The organism is Halomonas sp. TD01 (assembly GCF_923868895.1).
Lineage (GTDB): Bacteria > Pseudomonadota > Gammaproteobacteria > Pseudomonadales > Halomonadaceae > Vreelandella.
On sequence record NZ_OV350343.1, the window covers coordinates 1,766,850 to 1,788,368 of the forward strand.

Consider the following 21,519-nt stretch of genomic DNA (forward strand, 5'->3'; position numbering starts at 1 on the left):
CCCCGGCGAACAGGTCTATAAATTACCTTTGAACGAAGAGCCTTAGCGGGCGTAGCGACGCAGCACGCTATCGGCCTCTTGCTGCGCTTGGTTAAGCGCTTCTCGTGGTGTCATTTGACCGGTCAGCGCCGCTTGCACGGCGTTATCCAAGGCGCGGCGAATGCGGCCACCCTGGTAAGTGGAAAGCTCTGCCGTGCCGTGTTCAAGCTGGTCGCGGGCGACCGCGGCAGGTGGGAACTCTTCCACATAGTCTTGCAGCGCGTCGGTTTCGTAGGCGGCGGGGCTAACGCCCATATAGCCGGTCTCAATTGACCAAGCAGCGGCGCGCTCAGGGTCGGTCATCCAGCGAATAAAGGTCATCGCCGCGCGTTGCTCTTCTTCCGTCGTATCTTCAAAAATGTAGAAGTTGCCACCGCCAGTAGGACTGCCGCGCTGGGTTTTCATCGGCAGCATGGCGACGCCAAAATCAAACGTTGCGTCACTCCGCACAGCGGTTAGGTTGCCGGTGGTGTGCCACATCATCGCGGTAGACTGTTCGAGAAAGTTCTGGCGTAGGGTGCCCCACTCAATGGTGCCGTCAGGCATGGCATTGTGCTCGGTGGCTAGCGATACCCAATACTCCAGCGCTTCAACCGCTGCGGGGTCATCGAAGTAGACTTCGGTGCCATCTTCGCTCATTAGCCGGTGGCCATTTTGAAAAGCGAATGCCTGGAACATCCAGTAGGGGTAGCCGGTAGAAGGAACCATCACACCCCACTGCTCACCATTAGAGGTTTCGCGCACGGTAGCGGCCATGTCGGCCATCTCTTGCCAGTTTTCAGGGGGCGTTTCGGGGTCAAGACCTGCCGCTTCAAAGACGTCTTTGTTCCAGAACAGCACAATGGTCGAGCGTTGGAAGGGGATGCCGTAAGTTTTGCCATCCAACTGGCCGTTTTCCATCAGGCCTGGGTAGAAGCTATCGAGCCACTCACGCTCTTCATCGGTTTCGACCAGGTCGTCGAAGGCGACAATGGCGTTTTGCTCAATTAACTCGTATAGGTCGATAGAAAACAGCACCGATAGTTGCGGTGTATCGCCTGCTTCGATGGCAGACATTGCCCGCACGCGGGTGTCATCGTAGTTGCCAGCATAAATCGCAGCTACGTTGATATCCGGATGCTCGCTTTCAAACTCAGCTACTAAATTATCCACCACGTCGGTTAGCGCACCGCCCACCGAAACGGGGTAGTACATAGTGAGGTCAACGCTATTCGCATTAGCGTGAGCAACACTTAATAGGCCAGCTGCCAGGGTAGTCATAGCGAAAGGAATACGTAAACGCATAAACGGCTCCACGAGTGTCAGTGCTGGAAAGAGCCCACCGCGGGTGGACGAGGAACGGTTCGGTATGTTGGCGTAAGCGCGCCCATCATGAGGTCGTCTCGCCGTGTACCGTGAGGATCGAAAAAGTGAGCGCTTTCTGCTGGCCAGTACAGACGGCAGGTCGAGTTGGGTACAGAGTGTTTGCCGCTAATTCGAACGCGTAAGGTATGTGCGCCCACTACCACATGAGCAATGGTGTCCGCGCCTAGGTACTCTTCGCTCAACACCATTGCGGGAACGCCGGGTTCAGATTCGGGGCGTAGCTCGATATCTTCTGGGCGCACACCCAGTTGCCCGCCCGCGGCTTCTAAAGGAGCGACCGGCGTCGTTGGTTCGCCTTCTATAACGGCTCCCTTTTCACCTGCTACCAGTGGCAGGAGATTCATGGCGGGGCTACCAATGAAACTAGCGGCGAAGGCACTGGCCGGGCGGTTATAGAGCTCGTCAGGTGTGCCGTCTTGAACGATTTTTCCTTGCTGCATCAAAATCACACGATCGCCCATGCTCATGGCCTCCACTTGGTCGTGAGTAACGTAAATCACCGTCATGTTTAAGCGGCTTTGCAGCGCTTTAATTTCCCGACGCATATCACTTCGCAGCCGTGCATCCAGGTTGGAAAGTGGCTCATCCATCAAGCAGATCGGGTGTTCAGAAATAATCGCGCGGGCCAACGCCACCCGCTGGCGCTGGCCGCCGGAAAGCTGGGCAGGCTTGCGGTTTAAGTAGTCAGTAAGATCAACCAGTTCAGCGACGTGGGCTAACCGTTGGCGCTGTTCGGCTTTGGGTACGTTGCGGCTGCGTAGGCCAAAAACGATATTGTCGGCAACGCTCAAGTGCGGGAACAGCGCATAGGACTGAAACACCATGCTCAGCCCGCGGTCGCCGGGGGGAAGAAGGGTGACATCGCGCTCGCCAATATGGATTTTCCCGCTACTGGCCCCTTCCAAACCCGCCACCATACGCAGCGTGGTAGATTTGCCGCAGCCAGATGGCCCCAGCAAAATAACGAACTGCCCAGGCGTGACATCAAACGAGATGTCATCGACAGCGGTTGTCGCGCCCCAACATTTGGAGACGCGCTCCAGGCGGATACGCGATTGGCTCATAAACCCCTTCACCAGCAATAAACAACGATGTTTCAGAGTGCGATGAAGGTGTTTCGGTTGTGTGACGCTTATGTGGCGAGGATATGTCAGCCTAAGCGTTAGACAGTGATTTTAATGCCATAACGCTGCAGCCTGCGCACCACGCTGGATTGGCTGATACCCAGCCGTTCAGCGATGGCATACGTGCTGGGTAGCGTTTTGCTCAGCGCTTCCAGTGTGTCGCGCTCCAGCCTGGCGAGGTACTGCTTTAGGGTTTCCTCTGGTGCTAAGGCGGCGACTAACGAAGAGGTTGAAGTTTGCGCTAGATTAGCAGGGGGCTGCTCCGTAAAGGGGTGAGGGCTAGGTGCTTCAATTTGATCCGTTGGGCTGGATAACCAAGCTCTTTCTAGCCAGTTTTCAAGCTCGCGGACGTTACCTGGCCAGTCGCTTCCCATTAAGGTTGACCATACTTGGTTGCCCAGGATTTTTTGTCGCCCATAGCGTTGGTTAAGGCGCTTCAAACAGGCTTCCACGAGATCAGGAATATCCTCTCGGCGGTCGCGTAAAGGAGGAAGCGTGACCGGTATGACGTTGAGACGGTAGTAAAGATCCAGGCGAAATAGGCCCGCTTCTACTTGTTTAGCTAGATTCTGATTCGTGGCGACAACTAAGCGAAAGTCCACTTTGCGCGGTCGTGTATCACCTAACCGGGTAAGGCTCCCGTCCTGGATGACTTTTAGCAGTTTGGTTTGCATTAATAGCGGAAGCTCACCGATTTCATCGAGAAACAGTGTGCCGCCTTCCGCCTGCTCTAATAAGCCTGCTTTTCCTTGACGGGCAGCGCCGCTAAACGCGCCTGGTTGATAGCCAAACATCTCAGACTCAAATAAGTTTTCGGGAATGGCCGCACAGTTAACCTCAATAAAGGGGTGGTCCTGACGCTGGCTCCAGCGGTGAAGCTGCTTGGCAAACGCGGTTTTCCCCACGCCTGACTCCCCTAGCATCAATACATTGGCGTCCGAGGGGGCGACCCGCTTGAGAAGCAAGGCGACTTCACGCATAACGTGGCTTCTTGCCTGCAGGTTATCCAACGCATCGTCCAGCGCTTGCTCTTCTGCATCGGGGGCTGCTTGGCTGCGCTTTAAATGCTCACTAAAGCGCTTCTGGAGTAGTGCATATTCGTCTTGTAGTAACTGTAAATCGGTTAAGTCTCTGGAACGGCTAATAACACGTTCCAATTTTCCATTAACAAAGACGGGGTAAGCGTCAGCAATAACACGGCGTCCGGTGCCTGTTACCTGCATAAGTTGTGCTGGTTGGTGGGTGCGCATCACTTCTAAGGTGATGGATGGCTTCAAGATGCCTGCTTGCTGAAGCTGGTAAACGCTACTGCCTAGCAACTCTTCCCGGGGCGCGCCATAAACAGCCTCAGCGCCAGGACTAATATCAAGCACTCGACCTTCGCCGCTGACGATAAAGAAGTGGTCGTTGGCGGTTTCCACAATGGTTTTTAGCACGCACTTATCGATTTCACTCACAGCGATTGTCTCTTGAATAATCTCTGATTCATTTTTGCATCAACGATGCATATTTGACTTAAGTGTACGTCATTTTGATGCATTATTGCATCGGTGATGGCTGGAAGCCCTATTATCAGGGCGTTCAGAGACTTGGCATGTTCTGTGCAATGTATTTCGCTATTAGTACGCAATACAGCGCTACAACATAAACAACGCCAAGGAGATCTGTATGTCTGATTTTAACCAGCCGCTCGGTGGCAATATCATGCCGCGCTTTGGTGGGCCTGCCACTATGATGCGTTTACCCACCCAAGAAAGCGCAGCTGGCTTAGATGCTGCTTTTATCGGTATTCCAATGGATATTGGTACGTCTAATCGACCTGGTACGCGTCTTGGCCCACGTCAGATTCGTGATGAATCTCGCATGCTTCGACCCTATAACATGGCGACCCGCGCCGCGCCGTTTGAAAGTTTACAAGTGGCCGATATAGGTGACGTGCCCATCAACACGTTTCATCTGCCCAAAAGCGTTGACATCATCACGGCCTTTTATGATGACGTGCTTAAGCACGACTGCATTCCGTTAACGCTGGGTGGCGAACACACCCTGACACTGCCCATTTTACGTGCCATTGCCAAAAAACATGGGCCAGTGGGGCTGATCCATATTGATGCCCATGCCGATGTAAACGAGCACATGTTCGGTGAGCCGATTGCCCATGGCACGCCGTTTCGCCGTGCCCAGGAAGAAGGCCTGTTAGCCCACGGCAAAGTGGTTCAAATCGGCCTTCGTGGTACCGGTTACGCAGCCGAGGATTTTGATTGGTGCCGAGGCCAGGGTTTCCGCGTCGTTCCCGCTGAAGAGTGCTGGTATCGCTCGCTTGCCCCCTTGATGGAAGAAGTGCGCGAGCAGATGGGCGATGTGCCTGTCTATATCAGCTTCGATATCGATGGCTTGGACCCTTCCGTTGCGCCAGGAACGGGAACGGTTGAGATGGGCGGGCTGACCTCAGCGCAAGGGCTGGAAATTGTGCGCGGTGCGGCAGGGTTAAACATTGTCGGCTGTGATCTGGTAGAAGTGTCGCCTCCTTACGACCCTAGCGGTAACACCGCATTAATGGGCGCCACACTGCTGTACGAAATGCTCTGCGTGCTGCCGGGCGTGAAGCACGGTGATTAACCAGTCCTGAAATAGAACAAATAAAAGCGCTTACCTGACAAGGCGCTAATGAACAAAGAAATGGCAGGCTGCTTATTGCCTGCCAGGATGCCGCCAACCCACCTCTAATAATCACTTCCAATAGGTGAAACGTATGTCTTACTCTCAAGTAAAGTCGGAAGAACCGACGTCTCCGGCGGAGATCCCCCGCGCGCATTTATTGAAGTTTCTTATTCCATCGTTGATCGGGGTGCTGCTGTTTCTAGTGCCTTTTCAAGTAGGCGACTCCATTAACATTGGCATGGGCCTGATGGCGGACGGCTTGCAAACGCTATTGGGGGCAGCACTACCCGCCATTGCGGTAGTCATTCTTTGTCTTTCGGTGGTGGTAACACTATACGCCAAGCTTGCCAAACCTGATTGGGCAAAAAATGGCCCCTTTCACGATATGTTTGATGTAAGCGCTATTTGGGTTGTCATGCGCATATTAGGTGCGATTTTTGTCCTCATGACCTTTTTTCAATTCGGCCCTGAGTTCGTCACCGCCTCGTTTACCGGTGGCGTCATGTTGAATGATTTGGCCCCGGTACTGCTAACGTTCTTCTTCTTTGCGGCGATTCTGCTACCGTTTCTGGTCGAGTTCGGCTTTATGGAGTTTATCGGCACCATGGTGCGTAAACCGTTTCGGGTGATTTTTAACCTACCGGGACGCAGCGCTATCGATGCCACCGCCTCGTGGATGGGGTCGGGCACCGTGGGGGTTTTGATCACCGCCCAGCAGTACGAACAGGGTTACTACAACGGCCGTGAAGCGTCAGTCATTGCGACCAACTTCTCTGTTGCCTCCATTGCTTTCAGTCTATTGGTTACTAACTTTGTTGATATTAACCATCTCTTCGTGCAGTTCTACTTCACGGTAGTGGTGTCTGGTTTGATCGCTGCGGTCATCGTGTCGCGGATTCCGCCACTTTCGCGCAAATCTGATGACTACTATGAGCCCGTCGGATGCCAGCTTAGCGAAGAGCGCACTGAAAAAGTGGGACTGTTTCGCTACAGCCTTTTACAGGCCACTCGTCGAGCAGGCAGTGCGCCGGGGCCGCGCGAGTTGGGACGCATAGCGCTACTCAACGTGATTGATATCTTCCTGACACTGCTGCCGCTGGTGTTTGCGATCGGCACTGTCGCGCTGATCTTAGCCGAGTTTACTCCGCTGTTTACCTGGCTCTCTTACCCAATGGTGCCGGTGCTTGAATTGCTGCGTATCCCTGAAGCACAAGCGGCGGCCCCTGCCACGCTGGTCGGGTTTGCCGATATGTTCTTGCCAGCGGTGCTAGCGACGAATATTGAAAGTGAGCTGACCCGTTTTGTCATTGCCTGTCTCTCCATGACGCAGCTTGTGTACATGTCTGAAATCGGTGCGCTGCTACTCAAATCGAAAATTCCCATCAAGTTTTGGGAACTGGCAGTGGTTTTCTTACTGCGTACCGCGATTACACTGCCGATTATTGCCTTTATGGCCCACACATTTTTCTTCTGAGAGGGCCTGTTATGAACGCTGACGCAACGCGCAATCACTCAACCATGACCTGTGCCGAGCTGTTGATCCGCCTGCTGCGCGAAACCTATGGGGTTCGAACTCTGTTTGGCATTCCAGGCGTGCACACGGTAGAGCTTTACCGTGGGCTGGAAGGCAGCGACGTGAAGCATATAACCCCGCGCCATGAGCAGGGCGCAGGGTTTATGGCTGACGGCTATGCCCGCGCTAGCGGCCAGCCTGGGGTATGCCTGATTATCACTGGCCCAGGGATGACCAATATTGCCACTGCCATGGGCCAAGCATTAGCAGACTCTATCCCCATGCTGGTGATCTCTAGTGTGAGTCGTCGAGATACGTTGGGGCTAGGCCAAGGTCGGCTGCATGAGCTGCCCAGCCAACAGCAGATGATTAGCGGCGTAGCGCGGTTTAGCCATACGCTATTGGATGCCAATACGCTACCAGATGTGCTGGCCCGCGCCTTTGCGATCTTCAATGGTGCGCGCCCAGGCCCAGTGCATATTGAAATTCCGATTGACCTGTTCAATGCGCCGGTGAAGGTGCCGACCAGTTGGCAAGCGCCAACGCTTTACCGAGCAGCGCCTGACCCGCAGGGGCTTGCTGAAGCGGCTCGTTTATTAAAAGCGGCCAAACAGCCGTTGGTGCTTCTGGGAGGGGGCTGCGTGGCAGCGCCAGTCGCTGCTCGGGCATTGGTGGAGAAGCTTGATGCCCCCACGGTGACGACCATCAACGCTAAAGGGCTACTAGGCCGCGAACACCCGCTGGATTTGGGCGCGAATGCCGCGCTGCCAGCGGTGCGCGAACTGGCGGCCAATGCCGATGTGATTTTGGCGGTGGGCACCGAACTCGGCGAGACCGACTACGACGTCGTGTTTGACGGTGGTTTTCACCTTAATGGCACGCTGATTCGTATTGATCTCGACCCCGAACAATTGGTGCGCAACCAGCGTGTAACGCTAGGGTTAGTTGGCGATGCCGGGCGTAGCCTAGAACTTTTACTCGCTCATTTCCCCGACCCCTTGCAGCGCCAAGGTAGTGAACGAACTACCACGACGTTGGGCGCACTGAATCTGGTTAACGATCCGGCTTTTAGCGACTTTGTACCGCTTTATAAAACCCTAGCAGACTACTTGCCCGAGGCGATTTTAGTAGGCGACTCCACCGCGCCGGTGTATGCGGGCAACCACCTAGTCAGCCAGCCAGCGCCAAGACGCTACTTCAATGCTTCTACTGGCTACGGCACTTTGGGCTATGGACTGCCAGCAGCGTTAGGTGCGCAGTTAGCTCGCGCTGATCTACCCGTGGTGGCGCTTGTTGGTGATGGCGGGGTGATGTTCACCCTTTCTGAGCTTGCTACCGCGGTGGAGGAACGCCTGCCGGTGGTGATTGTGCTGTGGCACAACGCAGGCTATGAAGAAATTCGCCGCTATATGGATGCCAACGGTGTGGCGCGTTTGGGCGTGGATATTCAAGCCCCCAACTTTCTTACTTTGGCCGAAGGGTTTGGTTGCCCAAGCGTGCGGGTTGAAAGCCCTGAGGAGCTTGCAAACTCACTCGCTAAGCGCGTTTCAAATGGCCCGTTACTCATTGAAATAGGCGCGGCTGCTTGGCAGCGTGCGTGCAGAATTTCTGACCAGGATACGTAGATGCCGTTAATCAACCAGCAATTTATCAATCAGCAGTTCATCAGCAATCAATGGGTTGCCTCAGCAGGCACGCGCATGCTCGATGTGATGAACCCTTATCGCGAAGAGCGCATTGCTCAGGTCACGGCGGGGGACGCGGCAGATGTCGACGCTGCCGTTAAAGCCGCTCAGCAAGCACAACCTGCTTGGCAAGCGCTGGGTGGAGCTGCGCGTGCAAAGTACCTAGATAGTTTTGCCGATGCGTTGGAGGCTCGCCGAGAAGCGCTAATCACTCTGTCAGCCACTAATAACGGCAAACCGCTAGCTGAAGCAGGCATAGACCTGGACGATGCGATTGCCTGTTATCGCTATTACGCTAAGCAGGCCAAAGCACTGGATGCCCGCCAAGGCGAGTTGATTAGTGTGGAAATGGAGGGCGTTGAGGCACGTACGTATCATGACCCGGTGGGTGTCGTTGGGCTGATTGCGCCCTGGAACTTCCCGCTGGTGACAAGCGCCTGGAAACTGGCGCCCGCGTTGGCGGCAGGCTGTACCGCAGTGCTCAAACCGTCAGAGGTGACGCCGCTCCCCGAGTTGGCACTGGCAGAAATTGCCCTGGAAATTGGTCTGCCAGCCGGTGTACTGAACCTGCTTAACGGCGATGGCGAGGGCATTGGCGCACCGCTAACCAATCACCCAGGTGTAGATAAAATCTCTTTTACGGGCAGTAACCGAGTCGGCGAAGCCGTCATGCAAGCTGCTGCCGTTCGCACTGCCAGTGTCTCCCTAGAGCTAGGTGGAAAATCGCCGATCCTGGTAATGGAAGACGCCGACCCATCTCAAGCCGCCGACTGGGTAATGGCGGGTATCTACTTCAATGCCGGGCAAATCTGTTCAGCGACTTCGCGTTTACTGGTGCATGAAAGCGTGGCAGAAGCACTCTATCTCGCCCTAGCTGAGCGGATGGATGCGCTAACCTTAGGTGACCCACTCGCCGAAGGTACCGACTTAGGGCCGTTGACCAGCGCTAAGCAGCGCGATGCGGTACAGCGCTATTTAGACTTGGCAGAACAAGAAGGCCTAACGGCAGTGCGCGATATTACCCATCGCACGTTACCCACGCAGGGCTACTTTTTAGCGCCGACGCTTTACCGCGATGTTCCGCTGGAAAGCCGCTTGTGGCAAGAGGAGATTTTCGGCCCAGTGCTCTGCGCACGCAGCATTACCAGCGAAGAAGAGGCGATTAAACTCGCCAACGATAGCGCTTATGGATTAGCTGCGACGGTGATTAGCGGTGACCCTGAGCGGGCAAAGCGCATTGGTCGCCAGCTAAAAGCCGGTAGCATTTGGTACAACAGTGAGCAGCTGGTGCTGCCTGAAACCGCCTGGGGCGGCTTCAAGCGCAGCGGCATTGGGCGTGAACTCGGCCCCTGGGGGCTAAGTGCCTACCTGGAAGTGAAGCATGTGATTGGGCCTAAATAGCTCTAAATAATGCCCGCTTGACGCAGCTTGGCACGGGTTTCTTGGTCAATACCCAGCTCATCCAGCACGTCATCGGTATGCTGGCCAAGCGCAGGGCCGCCATCGCCGAGTCGCCCTGGCGTAGCGCTCAGTTTGGGCAGTACTCCAGGGACTTTTAAGGGTTTTCCGTTGGGGCGGGTGAAGGTCTGAATCATTTCCCGCGCCAAGTAATGGGGGTCAAAGGCAATATCTTCAGCGGTGTACGGATAGCCTGCTGGCACGCGTGCCTCATCCAGCGCTTTAAGAATCGCCTCTTTTGGGCGCTCTTCAGACCACGCTTGTATAGCAGCGTCGATCTTTTCAGCCTGCTGGCTACGGCCATCGTTGTGGGCCAGCGTGGGGTCGTTGGCCAGATCATCACGGCCAATGACGCCCATCAAACGTTTGAAAATGCTGTCGCCGTTACCGGCAATGAGTACGTAATCGCCGCCCTGGCAGCGGTAGGCGTTAGACGGCGTAATGCCGGGGAGAGCACTGCCGCTAGGTTCGCGCACTTGGCCGCTGGCATCGAATTCCGGCAGCAAGCTCTCCATCATGGCAAATACTGATTCATACAGCGCCACGTCGATTTCTTGCCCCAGGCCGCTGCGATTGCGTTCTTGCAGTGCCAGCAAGGTACCAATGACAGCGTAAAGCGCGGAAAGCGAATCACCAATGCTCACACCCACGCGCACAGAGGGCTCTCCTGGCTGGCCGGTGAGATAACGCAGCCCTCCCATGGCTTCGCCCACCACACCAAAGCCGGGCTTGTCACGGTAAGGCCCCGTTTGTCCGTAGCCGGAAATATGCACCATGATCAGCTTTGGGTTGAGTTTTGATAGCGCCTCCCAGCCTAGCCCCCAGTTATCTAATGTGCCTGGGCGGAAGTTTTCCACCACCACATCAGCCTCGGCAGCGAGCTTGCGCACCAGCGCTTGGCCCTCTTCACTGCGCAAGTCCAGCGCCACGGATCGCTTGTTGCGGCTCTGTACGTGCCACCAAAGCGAGGTGCCTTCCTCAAGCATTCGCCATTTGCGAAGGGGGTCGCCGGTGCCAGGCGGCTCAACTTTAATCACATCGGCGCCAAACTCACCTAGTAGCTTGGTCGCAAAAGGGCCTGCAATGAGCTGGCCAAGTTCAAGAACTTTCACGCCTTTTAAAGGAAGCTGGCGCGCTTCGGGAGCATGCATTAAGGCCCTCCTGGTCGTGTCGTTAATATTATGTTCATTACGTTTAAGGCGCATGGCCGATATTGTCTAGTAGTTGAAAGCAAGTTTATGGCCTTGCTGTCATGCTGCAGCGGGGCTCATGTGTCATTGATAAACAATAAATCACTAATTAAAGATCGCTGCGGCATTAGATTGGCATGCACGATTTTTATTCAAGTAATTGTATTTATAGTGTTTTTTATTTTTTTGGCATTTCCTGGTATGGCGGCTGCAATGTGTTGGGCAAGAGCGCAGTGTTAGGAAGACACGACGTTCTTGCCACTAACCAACGTTTTCAAGCTATCGAATTTTTTGATTACCGAAAACTGAAGTGAAAGCGAAGCCATATCAGGAGGCATGACTATGAAAAAGGAAGCTCTCAAGAAACTTGGCATTTTAGGCGTATCGTTTGGTTTAATCGCTAGCCCGCTGGCCTTTGCCGGCATGGAAGGCAACGATGATTACGAGCCTGCTCCGCAGGAAGAAACGACTCAGGATGAGCAAGGCGCTTACAACTCTTTCGACTCTGATCAAGAGCAAGGTGCCACCACTGAAGGCGCTACTAATGAAGGTGTAACGACCGAGTACGAAGAGGAAGAGCAAGAATTCACTTATGAAGAGGAAGAAGAAGAGCAAGACACATGGGAAACTGAAGAGGAAGATGACTCCGGTTGGTAATCCATGACTGCTAAAGGATTAACTTCTATTCCGGTTCACGGATGAACCATGAAATGCCCCGCCAGTTGCGGGGCATTTTTGCGTTAAAAGATGTTAAGTAGGGCGCAGGGAGTGAATAGGCTATGGTTAGAGTCCTATTATTACTATCAGCCACAAGGACGTTGCCGACGTGTTGAATTGGAAGGAGGTACCACAGCTTCCTAAAGCGCAAGGCCGTATTGAGGCGATTGATCTCGCTCGCGGTATCGCCATTGGGCTGATGATTATCAGCCATGCCGTTAGCGGTTTAGTTGGCATACGTCATGTACCCGACTGGGGCATGGTGCCTATCCACTTGTTGACTAAATTCTCGTCCTCGCTGTTTATTTTAGTATTTGGCATCGCGTTGGCGGTGGCCTTCTTGTCTCACACGCAAGGTGACGATTGGCCCAAGCGGCGGTTAAAGCTGTGGGTAAGGGCCATTGAGGTTTGGTTTTGGTATAAAGCACTGATTATTATAGAAATGCTCCCCTTTAGTTCGCCTGGCGATATCGTTGATACGCTGCTCTACGGGCGATTTGCTATCTGGGTAGAGATTCTAGGTTTTTATGCCATTGCCTTGCTATGGGTGCCGTTAATATTGCCGCTGTGGGCGCGAACGCCACTGTGGGGGCGTTTGGCGACCATTGCAGGGTTAACGGCGCTTTCAGCGTGGTTACAAGGCTTTTCCTTTGGGGGCTACGAGCTCTTAAAAGCGTTTCTGGTAGACCATGAAGAGCACTATGCCTGGGGGCAGCTTAGCCGCGCCCCGCTAATATTGTCTGGATTATTGATCGGCGAAGCGCTGTTACGTTGCTATTTCGATGCCACTTTACGCCGCCGCTTAATTCGTTGGCTGGTAGTGGCGGGGGTGCTGATGGTAGCTGCCTTTTATGGCATAGCCATCGCCGGGGGCGATGTTCATGGTGCGATGATGGCGGTGGCTCGTAATGTGGGAAAACACCCGCCAGGGATAAACTTTATGCTGTTTAGCGTGGGTGGCGCGTTGGTGCTGCTTGGGCTTGCCTTAGCGGGTGGAGCAGCCGCTGCGAAAGTACTGTTGCCGATCACCCTCGTTGGCAGTGATGCGCTCAAAGCCTTTATTTTCCATATCGTGATGATTTTTCTGGTATTGCGTTTTTTATTGGAAGGTGAAGGATCCTACAGCTATCCGCAGGCGCTTGGCGTTGGTGGCTTATTAATACTCGGTGCCGCGCTGTGGATTTGGTTGACCCGCTGGATGGCGGCTCATCGTTAAAATAAGCGCGATTAAACTGACGGGAGTTCACGATTTGCGACACTGGATACAGCGCGGGCTGATGGTAGTAGCGCTTTTAATAGCACTGCCCGTTCATGCAGATTGGTACTATGAAGTCGATAAACAGAGCCGCTGGCAGGGCGATTTAAATGCCCGCATGGCCGCCATTGAAGAGGAGTTTAGCGGACAGTTGGGCGTGTATGTGCAGAATTTGGCTAGTGGTGAAGCCTATTCCTGGCAAGCTGATGAACCGTGGTATTTGGCATCGCTGATAAAAGTGCCGGTGGCTGCTCAGGTGTTGGCCGAACGCCAAGCTGGCAGGCTATCGCTTGATGAGCGGATTACCCTGGCGCGAAGTGACTATGTGGATGGCGCAGGCCCGGTAAACTGGCATGATCCAGGCACGCCTATTTCTATTCGTTATTTGTTGGAACAGATGATCACCGTTAGCGATAACACCGCCTCAGATATGCTGATTGACCGTGTAGGGCTTGAGGCAGTGAATGAACGAGCAAAGGCCATGGTGACAGCGAGCGGTGGAAGGCCCGGCGATATAGGGCCGATTAGCAAGCTCGTTGGAGTTCGCCAAGGCGTTTATGGCCAGCTTCATGCAGATGCTCAAGGCTTAGGTGGTTTAGATTTTATGGCACTGCGCAAGCATGGTGTTAGCCAGCGGCCGGTAGCGCTAGCCCACGCCCTTAGCGTGCGCCAAGATGCCTTCGAACAACCTGACTACGACCGCGCCTTTGATGCCTATGAAGCCACGGGTGAGAACGTAGGCACGCTGCGTGCCTACGGGGATGTGCTGGCCTCGCTTCACCATGGGGGCATGACGGACTTAAAGGCGGAACAACGCCAAATGCTGCTGGCGGTAATGAGCCGCACCTCCTCTGGCGAGCGCCGCTTGAAACAAGGGTTGGGCAGTGACATCCATTTTGCCCATAAAACCGGTACCCAGCACCGTCGCAGTTGCGATGCAGGTATTGCCTCGCGTATTTCTTCAGCGCAGGGGCCGTGGGTAATTGTCGCCTGTAGCCGAGGCCCGCTTCCGGTAAGCGCCCACGAACGCGCCTTGGCAAGTGTTGGTGATGCGCTACGTTTTAGTGGTGCGTTAGCTGACCTTTAATCCAGCTAACGCTAGCACCTAACGCCGTACCAGCATGATAAACTGAGCCAATGCTCTGTTGATGTTTCACGGCCTGCCGTTGGAAAGTTGTAGCGCTTGGTGGCTAACGACGCGGGTGCCTCATTCGCTCGTACCTCGCGAGATTCGTTACACCGCGCTACGGTAGGTGCCATAGGTTTTGTAGCGCGTGGTAAGCGAAGCGCACCCGCGATGACGGTTATGGCAAAATGAAACAGCAACAGGTTATGTAGGTTCTTTTTTTATTACTTAGGAGTTTGTTATGGCACGCGCCAGCGCCCGTCATATTTTGGTAAGCAGTGAAGAGCAGTGCAACACACTGAAACAAGAGATCGAAAACGGTCGTGATTTCGCAGAAGTGGCTAAGCAGCACTCTAGCTGCCCTTCTGGCCGTCAAGGCGGTGATCTGGGTAGCTTTGGCCCCGGCCAAATGGTACCGGAATTCGACAAAGTCGTTTTCAGCGGTGACCTGAACAAGGTACACGGCCCGGTCAAAACCCAGTTTGGCTACCACCTGTTGGAAATCACCAGCCGCAGTTAATGGCGCCGAACATCCGTCAAGCACCGCGGCAATGCTGTCGCGGTGTGAGGAGCACGCCTTGAACGATCCCATTATTACTATTGAAGGCTTGAACAAAACCTATGAAGGTGGCTTTCAAGCCCTTAGCCGTGTGGATTTAACCATTCAGCGCGGCGAGATTTTTGCCTTGCTTGGCCCCAATGGGGCGGGCAAAACAACGCTAATCAGCGTGGTGTGTGGGCTGGTGAACCCAACCCAGGGCCACGTGTTAGTGGATGGCTATGATAGCGTTAGCCACTATCGTCAGGCCCGCGAACGTATTGGTCTTGTGCCTCAAGAACTGACCAACGAAGCCTTTGAAACGGTATGGAACACGGTCAGTTTTAGCCGTGGCTTGTTTGGAAAGCCGCCCAATCCAGCGCATATCGAGAAGGTGCTTAAGTCGCTGGCCTTGTGGGACAAACGCAACAATCGTTTGATGACTCTTTCGGGTGGCATGAAGCGCCGCGTATTGATCGCCAAAGCGCTCTCCCATGAACCGCGCATTCTATTTCTAGATGAACCCACCGCCGGGGTAGACGTCGAGTTACGCCGTGATATGTGGGAAGTGGTACGCGGGCTGCGGGATAATGGTGTCACGATCATTCTCACCACCCATTATATTGAAGAAGCCGAAGAAATGGCCGATCGCATTGGCGTTATCAATCGCGGTGAGATTGTATTGGTGGAAGAGAAAGCAGCGCTAATGAACAAGCTTGGCAGCAAGCAACTGACGCTTCAGCTGCACGCGCCACTTTCTGCGTTGCCTGCGTCCCTTGATCAAGACGAGCTGAGCCTGGCAGCAGATGGCTATGAATTGGTGTACACCTACGATGGCCGTCAGGAAGAGGAAGGCCGCGGTATTTCTGCGCTGCTCACGCAGTTGGAAAAGGCGGGCATTGGCTTTAAAGACCTGCACACCCGGCAAAGCTCGTTGGAAGATATTTTCGTCGACTTGGTAAAGGAGCGCCCATGAATCTCTACCCCGTTCGTGCCATTTATATGGCGGAAATGGCGCGTACTCGCCGCACGTTGCTGCAAAGCATTGTGTCGCCAGTGATTTCAACCTCGCTTTACTTTGTGGTGTTTGGCGCGGCGATTGGTTCACGCATCAGCGAGATTAACGGGGTCAGCTACGGTGCCTTTATTGTGCCTGGGCTGATTATGCTGATGCTACTTACCCAGAGTGTCTCTAATGCCTCGTTTGGAATTTTCTTCCCGAAGTTCTCCGGCAGCATTTATGAAATTCTCTCAGCGCCCATCTCTTATTTAGAAGTGGTGGTTGGCTACGTAGGCGCTGCTGCCTCGAAATCGATTATTCTGGGGCTGATTATCCTGGCAACGTCCAGCTTATTTGTGCCACTGGAAATTGCTCATCCGATTTGGATGCTGACCTTCCTGGTGCTGACCGCCGTCACTTTCAGCCTGCTGGGCTTTATTATCGGCATTTGGGCGGATGGTTTCGACAAGCTGCAGTTGGTGCCTTTGCTGGTAATCACGCCGCTAACGTTTTTGGGGGGCAGCTTCTATTCCATTGATATGCTGCCGCCGTTTTGGCAAACCGTCACTCTGGCCAACCCTGTGGTCTACTTGGTCAGTGGGTTCCGTTGGAGCTTCTACGGCATTAGCGATGTCAGCCTAGCGGCCAGCGTGGCGATGATTCTGCTCTTCCTGGCCGCTAGCCTTGCCACCATTGCCTGGATTTTCCGCACCGGTTATCGCTTAAAGCCCTAAACGCGCTGATTGCCTGTTGAGCGGTTCTTTGCCAACACCGCTCTTATGATGACTTGTTTTTTAATCAATCGTTCTTAGCTAAACCGCTCTTAAATAAAAGGTAACTCCCGCTTATGCCGCTACTGCAAAGTATTGTGCACCGCCTTGACCCATCGCTAGATGGTGAACGCTTGACCGTCACGGCGGCACCCGCGTCAACACTCGCGGCCAACGACGACCCAGTGATGGCAAGCTTGGTGAATTCGCTAAATGACACCTACAACACCAAAGCCAAAGGGTGGGGGCGATTTGCTGAGCAGGGCGAGCAGGCTGGGCCGCTGGTCGCCTGGCTGCGGGCATATATGGCAGAAGAGCAGGATTTCACCCAGCTTTCTATTGCTATTGCAGAACGCTTGGCGCAAACACTGCAAGAGCAGCTCTCTGTTAGCGGCTACTTAGTGTTCGCACATCTGCGACAGGGCGATACCGAGACGCTGTTTCTAGGCTTAGTCCATCAACGGGAAGGTATTGGCATTAACGCAGAACACCAAGCGGTGCCCGCTGCGCAGCTTAATACCAGCCAGCTCACCCTGGCAGCACGGGTAAACCTTACCCAGTGGCAGAGCGATTCTGAAAGCGCACAATATGTGTCATTTTTAAAAGATCGCGGCGGCAAAAAGCTCGCCGATGGTTTGGTAGCGCTGTTGGGAATGGAGGAGGGCATTGATGCTCCCGCCGAGACCCGCACGCTGCTGAAAGCCTTCAGTGATTACGTCGAAAAAGAGGACTACGACGACGAAGCCAGCCGAGAAAAAACCGACACTTTGGTCGACTACGCCAATGAACAGCTGCGCCGTGGCGAGCCAATGACGTTAGAAGAACTTTCGGGGCTGGTGGACGAAAAGCAGCCCAAAGCGTTTTACGACCATATCCGTAATGCTGACTACGGTCTTTCTCCAGAGATCCCGCCGGACAAGCGCACCATCAGTCAGTTTCGCCGATTTACCGGGCGCGCTGGGGGCGTATCGATTAGTTTTGACTCTCACCTGCTTGGGTCCAGCATTGAGTACGATGAAAACCAGGATCGTCTGATTATCAAGCAAGTGCCCAAACAGCTAAAAGAGCAGTTGGCGAAGCGCAAGGAGTGAGGGAGCAACTGTGAGGTGTAAGGTGTGCTTCCAGTTTTCAGGCAGTGTCTAGGCACTTAGTACGGTAACTGCAGTCGAATAGCAAGATTCAATAACAGGAGAGCTTAACGTGCTGGATGCCATTAGCAATTTTTTCCAACGCGCGCTGGCAGAACCTGAACAGCGCGATAATCAAACCCTGACGCTAGAACTCGCAACGGCGGCGTTGCTTTGTGAAGTCATGCGCGCCGATTACGATAAAAGCGATGCTGAACGCGCCGCACTGAAGCAGATGTTAATCAATCGCTACCACCTAAGTGAAAGCGACGTTAACGAGTTAATGACGTTGGCGGAAGCAGAAGTGGATGACGCCGTCGATCATTACCAGTTTGTCAGCCTGATAAAAGAGCACTACGTTTATGAGCAGCGCTGCGAGTTAGTGGCATTAATGTGGCAGCTTGCCTGGGCAGACGGCAGCATCGACCCGCTTGAAGAGCACCGTATCCGGCGGCTGGCAGACCTCCTGCACGTCAGCCATAGCGACTTTATTCGCAGCAAGCTTGCTAATACGCCGCAGGTTTAACAGCAAGCTCCAACAAACAGTAAACCTAAGCAGTAAACCCGAGCCGTCGACATAGCCATTGTTATAGCTATTGAAACAGGACATGGAGCGCCAAAACGCCAATGAGTGATATGCAGGATGCATCGAACTTAACCGAACTGATTAACACCATGGAACGAATGGAGCGTGAAAAAGCCAAGGTAAGCGTAGACGACGTGGTTCACGCGGTAGGCAGGCGTTCGTTTGGGCCACTGTTGCTGGTCGCCGGGCTAATTACGCTCGCGCCCATCATTGGTGATATTCCCGGTATGCCAACTCTAATGGCGATGCTGGTAGTGCTCACGTCCGTTCAGTTATTAATCGGCAGGGAAACTTTCTGGTTACCTAAATGGCTGGTAAAACGCTCGATCTCCCGAACCAAATTCGATAAAGCCATCCAGTATATGAAGAAGCCCGCCAAGTGGGTCGATGGTTTGCTAGGGGTGCGCCTAGCGTGGATGACCGGCTATATCGGGATACGCGTCACTGCCGTGATGTGCTTACTCATCGCGTTAGCCATGCCGCCGATGGAGTTTATTCCGTTTAGCGCCAACGGCGCGGGTTTAGCGCTGACACTGTTCGGTTTAGGATTAGTTGCCAGAGACGGCATAATGCTCTCGCTGGGTTTTCTACTCACCGGGGTCACCTTTACCGTTGTGCTGATTAACGTGCTATAAACCCGCGTACGATCATCCTAGCGCCGCCAAAATCGGCGACTTTTTAAAGGAGAAAATTCGCACCATGTCTGATCCAGTACCGCCTAGTTCGTTATCATCAAGCTCGTCGTCACCAAGCTCATCATCGCCACATTCATCCCAGACACATTCAGCGCCGCCACCCGCACCCAAGACGCCGCACGAACAATCGCCTTGGGAGCGGCGAATTGAAACAGCGCTTTGGAATTCGCGCTTTCTGGTAATGCTGGCGGTAGTGCCAAGCCTATTAGGCTCACTGATGCTGTTTATTGTTGGAACGCTAGATATCTTAACTGTGGTGGGTGACGTACTGCGTTACTACTTGATTGATAGCTCTCAAGATATTCACGACACCTTGGTGCCAGACATTATTATCGCCGTTGATGTTTATTTGATTGCGATAGTGCTGCTAATCTTCGGGCTAGGTATCTATCGACTGTTTGTTTCCCGTATCGATCAGGCGGAAGTGAGCTATCCCAAGCACCCGTTTAACGTAGGCTCGCTGGATCAGCTCAAGGACAAAATTGCCCGTGTGGTGATTCTTGCGGTAATTATTGAGTTTTTCCGCGCTGTGGTGGATATCCGTTTCACGACGCCACTGGAAGCCATCTACCTCGCGCTTTCGGTGCTGGCGCTTGCCGCAGCGCTTTATCTTATGAGTCTTGGCCATAAAGATGAGTAAATAAGGATAAGTAAATAAGAATGGGTAGAAACGAGCCGCTACTCACTTTTTGGCTATTCATCTTCTAGCAAGCCAACCACTAACTGGTTTAGCTGCTGCTGAAACTGACCGCCGGGCGAAGGCGGTGTTGGGTCGGAGGTGATCACCAGGGTCATCTCCCGCTCGGGAATCACATAAAGTGCTTGGCCGCCGTATCCACGCCCGTACATAACAGGCTCCTGCGCCAAAGTGGTGATAAACCATCCGTAGCCGTAACCATCGCCTGTCCAGGGCGATTGACCTCTCGGCGTCCACGACGCCTCTACCCAGCCTTCTGGTAATACTCGCTTGCCATCGACCATGCCGTCATTGCGATAAAGTTCGCCTACTTCCACAAGCGCTCTTGGGGAAAGCTGCATATCGTTGCCCCCAAAGTAAATACCTTGGGGGTCTTGCGGCCAGGCAGGAATCGTAATGTCCAGTGGTTCGCCAAGCAGGCGCTGGGCAAGGGCATGAGTACTTTCACCACTTGCCTGGGTTAGCGCCGCAGAGAGTAAATGGCTAGTGCCAGTGGAGTAGAGCATGCGACCACCGGGTTCATCGACAAACGGGCGGGTAAGCGCATCGTTCACCCAGTTGCTGCTGGCGACCCAGGCGCCATAGTTGCTACCCGATGTACGTTCTAGGCCTGCCTGTAAGGAAAGCAGATGCGCCACAGTAATATCGTTTACCCGTGGGTCTATGCCGCTAGGTAGTTGGCCTAACAGGTCTGCTAAGGGCTGCTCGGTAGACGCAATAATGCCGTCTTCAATGGCCGCACCAGTAATAGCGGCTAGCACGGTTTTAGAAAGCGACTTGATGTTGGCGGGTGTAGCCGGTCCAGGGCCGCCTTGATGACGTTCGTGAACAATATCGCCTCGGTAAGCGACCACCACCGTATGCACACGGCTGAGCGCTCCTGCTTTTTTATCAAGCGTTTGCAGCGCCTCAGCCGAAGGTTGGCTTGCTAAGGCAAACGTAGGAAGAAACCACGACACGGTGAGTGTAAGCAGTAGAGGGAGAGCAGGGCTGCGCATTAATGGACCTTCTAAGATAAAAGTTAACTCATCATTATACGAACTGGGGGTCTTGATAAATAAGTATCGTACAAGGTTCGAGGCGATAAGCGACAGGAGGTTCAATAAAAGGCAGGTTAACCCCATCAAGAGTAAATTACGCAAACATAACCAATCACTGCTAGGCTTGGGGTGTTATTTCAAAGGTAAGCACCCGGCTGCCTTTTTTGAAACGAAAAGCAAATCCCAAAACGCAAAAAGCAAGGAGTGCCGTTATGCGTAACATTATCTACATTATTGGTCTAATCGTTGTTGTGCTGTTTATTTTATCGTTGCTCGGACTGCGCTAAGCACACCACGCCAATAAAAAAGCGCCCGCGGCCCCTTCTGCAGGTCTTGCGGGCGCTTTGGTTTATAGAGCAGTACTGATCAGTTCTCAATGCCGTGGCTTTCAGAGCAAAACGAGCGCGATTAAGCGCAGTCGGCAGCACCCTGACCAAACATATCAAACATCAGTTCACGGCCCATCGTGGTCAGCACGAAGCGGTCATAATCATTAAATTCAGCGGCACCGCTTTCTTCAAGTACCCGTTGGCATGTTTTCCAACTAGCGCAATGACCATTCAAATGAGCCAGCTCGCGCCGGGAAAGACCGCGCTGCGGCAAGGTAATAGTTTCGAGCACATGGCCGTTATCGTAAAGAAGCTCAGCAACGGTAGAAAGACAGTGGCGTAGGCTGCGCTGCACATGATAAGCGGCAGACGCTACGGTGGATGCGGGTTGTGACACCTCGGAAGGCATAAGTCGTTCTCCTGCAAACGGCCCTAAAATGGGCTTGTTGCAGTGCATTATAAAGCAATACAGATGTTAGACCAAGGTCTATATTTAGAGGGTTGTAGTTCCTCTGTCCCTATTAGGGTGCTACATGGTAGTAGATACTACGGTTTATTAGTGAACTCTTATGCCAATGCCTATTCAGAAGGTAAAGATGAATAA

General features: G+C 53.6%; 20 protein-coding genes. 14 read left to right on the forward strand and 6 right to left on the reverse strand.

Going from position 1 to position 21,519, the window contains the following annotated elements; genetic code table 11:
• Positions 1-42: 42 nt before the first annotated feature.
• The 3 genes from L1X57_RS08175 to L1X57_RS08185 form a co-directional block, all read right to left on the reverse strand.
• Positions 43-1,323: an ABC transporter substrate-binding protein gene (locus L1X57_RS08175; protein WP_234668011.1), complete on the reverse strand. Its 1,281-nt coding sequence runs from the start codon at positions 1,321-1,323 to the stop codon at positions 43-45.
• Between the two features lie 17 nt (positions 1,324-1,340).
• A complete protein-coding gene (locus tag L1X57_RS08180; RefSeq protein WP_009722831.1) occupies positions 1,341-2,468 on the reverse strand; it encodes an ABC transporter ATP-binding protein in 1,128 nt (375 codons plus the stop codon).
• A gap of 98 nt (positions 2,469-2,566) precedes the next feature.
• Positions 2,567-3,985 (reverse strand): sigma-54 interaction domain-containing protein, encoded by a 1,419-nt coding sequence (locus L1X57_RS08185; protein ID WP_009722830.1) that lies wholly within the window; start codon positions 3,983-3,985, stop codon positions 2,567-2,569.
• Between the two features lie 211 nt (positions 3,986-4,196).
• Here L1X57_RS08185 and speB point away from each other — a divergent pair, with 211 nt between their 5' ends.
• From speB to L1X57_RS08205, 4 genes are all read left to right on the forward strand, one after another.
• Positions 4,197-5,147, forward strand: coding sequence for an agmatinase (speB, locus tag L1X57_RS08190; protein WP_009722829.1), 951 nt, complete (start codon positions 4,197-4,199; stop codon positions 5,145-5,147).
• A 133-nt stretch (positions 5,148-5,280) separates the two neighbouring features.
• Positions 5,281-6,663, forward strand: coding sequence for a YjiH family protein (locus L1X57_RS08195; protein WP_009722828.1), 1,383 nt, complete (start codon positions 5,281-5,283; stop codon positions 6,661-6,663).
• An 11-nt stretch (positions 6,664-6,674) separates the two neighbouring features.
• A complete protein-coding gene (locus L1X57_RS08200; protein ID WP_009722827.1) occupies positions 6,675-8,327 on the forward strand; it encodes a 5-guanidino-2-oxopentanoate decarboxylase in 1,653 nt (550 codons plus the stop codon).
• Positions 8,328-9,788, forward strand: coding sequence for an aldehyde dehydrogenase family protein (locus L1X57_RS08205; protein WP_234668013.1), 1,461 nt, complete (start codon positions 8,328-8,330; stop codon positions 9,786-9,788).
• A 2-nt stretch (positions 9,789-9,790) separates the two neighbouring features.
• Here the strand turns inward: L1X57_RS08205 and L1X57_RS08210 are convergent, their stop codons facing one another.
• Positions 9,791-10,996: a CaiB/BaiF CoA transferase family protein gene (locus tag L1X57_RS08210; protein WP_009722825.1), complete on the reverse strand. Its 1,206-nt coding sequence runs from the start codon at positions 10,994-10,996 to the stop codon at positions 9,791-9,793.
• Between the two features lie 381 nt (positions 10,997-11,377).
• Between L1X57_RS08210 and L1X57_RS08215 the strand changes: the two genes are divergently transcribed.
• From L1X57_RS08215 to L1X57_RS08260, 10 genes are all read left to right on the forward strand, one after another.
• Positions 11,378-11,692, forward strand: coding sequence for a hypothetical protein (locus tag L1X57_RS08215; RefSeq protein WP_009722824.1), 315 nt, complete (start codon positions 11,378-11,380; stop codon positions 11,690-11,692).
• 169 nt (positions 11,693-11,861) lie between these two features.
• Positions 11,862-12,968 carry a heparan-alpha-glucosaminide N-acetyltransferase domain-containing protein gene (locus tag L1X57_RS08220; RefSeq protein ID WP_009722823.1) on the forward strand — a complete coding sequence of 369 codons (1,107 nt, stop codon included), beginning with the start codon at positions 11,862-11,864 and terminating at the stop codon, positions 12,966-12,968.
• Positions 12,969-13,029: 61 nt separating this feature from the next.
• A complete protein-coding gene (locus L1X57_RS08225) occupies positions 13,030-14,094 on the forward strand; it encodes a serine hydrolase (protein WP_039868822.1) in 1,065 nt (354 codons plus the stop codon).
• A gap of 280 nt (positions 14,095-14,374) precedes the next feature.
• Complete coding sequence (locus L1X57_RS08230; protein WP_009722821.1) at positions 14,375-14,653, forward strand: peptidylprolyl isomerase; 279 nt, start codon at positions 14,375-14,377, stop codon at positions 14,651-14,653.
• A gap of 58 nt (positions 14,654-14,711) precedes the next feature.
• Positions 14,712-15,647 carry an ABC transporter ATP-binding protein gene (locus tag L1X57_RS08235; protein ID WP_009722820.1) on the forward strand — a complete coding sequence of 312 codons (936 nt, stop codon included), beginning with the start codon at positions 14,712-14,714 and terminating at the stop codon, positions 15,645-15,647.
• Positions 15,644-16,405 (forward strand): ABC transporter permease, encoded by a 762-nt coding sequence (locus L1X57_RS08240; protein ID WP_009722819.1) that lies wholly within the window; start codon positions 15,644-15,646, stop codon positions 16,403-16,405. The genes L1X57_RS08235 and L1X57_RS08240 overlap by 4 nt, the downstream gene beginning before the upstream one ends.
• A gap of 113 nt (positions 16,406-16,518) precedes the next feature.
• Positions 16,519-17,532: a nucleoid-associated protein YejK gene (yejK, locus tag L1X57_RS08245; protein WP_009722818.1), complete on the forward strand. Its 1,014-nt coding sequence runs from the start codon at positions 16,519-16,521 to the stop codon at positions 17,530-17,532.
• 109 nt (positions 17,533-17,641) lie between these two features.
• Positions 17,642-18,094, forward strand: a complete 453-nt coding sequence (locus L1X57_RS08250) for a tellurite resistance TerB family protein (RefSeq protein WP_009722817.1) — start codon at positions 17,642-17,644, stop codon at positions 18,092-18,094.
• A gap of 101 nt (positions 18,095-18,195) precedes the next feature.
• Positions 18,196-18,789 (forward strand): exopolysaccharide biosynthesis protein, encoded by a 594-nt coding sequence (locus tag L1X57_RS08255; RefSeq protein ID WP_009722816.1) that lies wholly within the window; start codon positions 18,196-18,198, stop codon positions 18,787-18,789.
• Between the two features lie 64 nt (positions 18,790-18,853).
• On the forward strand, positions 18,854-19,489 hold the full coding sequence (locus L1X57_RS08260; protein WP_083817051.1) for a YqhA family protein: 636 nt from the start codon (positions 18,854-18,856) through the stop codon (positions 19,487-19,489).
• Between the two features lie 53 nt (positions 19,490-19,542).
• Here the strand turns inward: L1X57_RS08260 and L1X57_RS08265 are convergent, their stop codons facing one another.
• Positions 19,543-20,544 carry a serine hydrolase domain-containing protein gene (locus tag L1X57_RS08265; protein WP_009722813.1) on the reverse strand — a complete coding sequence of 334 codons (1,002 nt, stop codon included), beginning with the start codon at positions 20,542-20,544 and terminating at the stop codon, positions 19,543-19,545.
• Between the two features lie 450 nt (positions 20,545-20,994).
• Positions 20,995-21,324 (reverse strand): hypothetical protein, encoded by a 330-nt coding sequence (locus tag L1X57_RS08270; RefSeq protein WP_009722812.1) that lies wholly within the window; start codon positions 21,322-21,324, stop codon positions 20,995-20,997.
• Between the last annotated feature and the right edge of the window lie 195 nt (positions 21,325-21,519).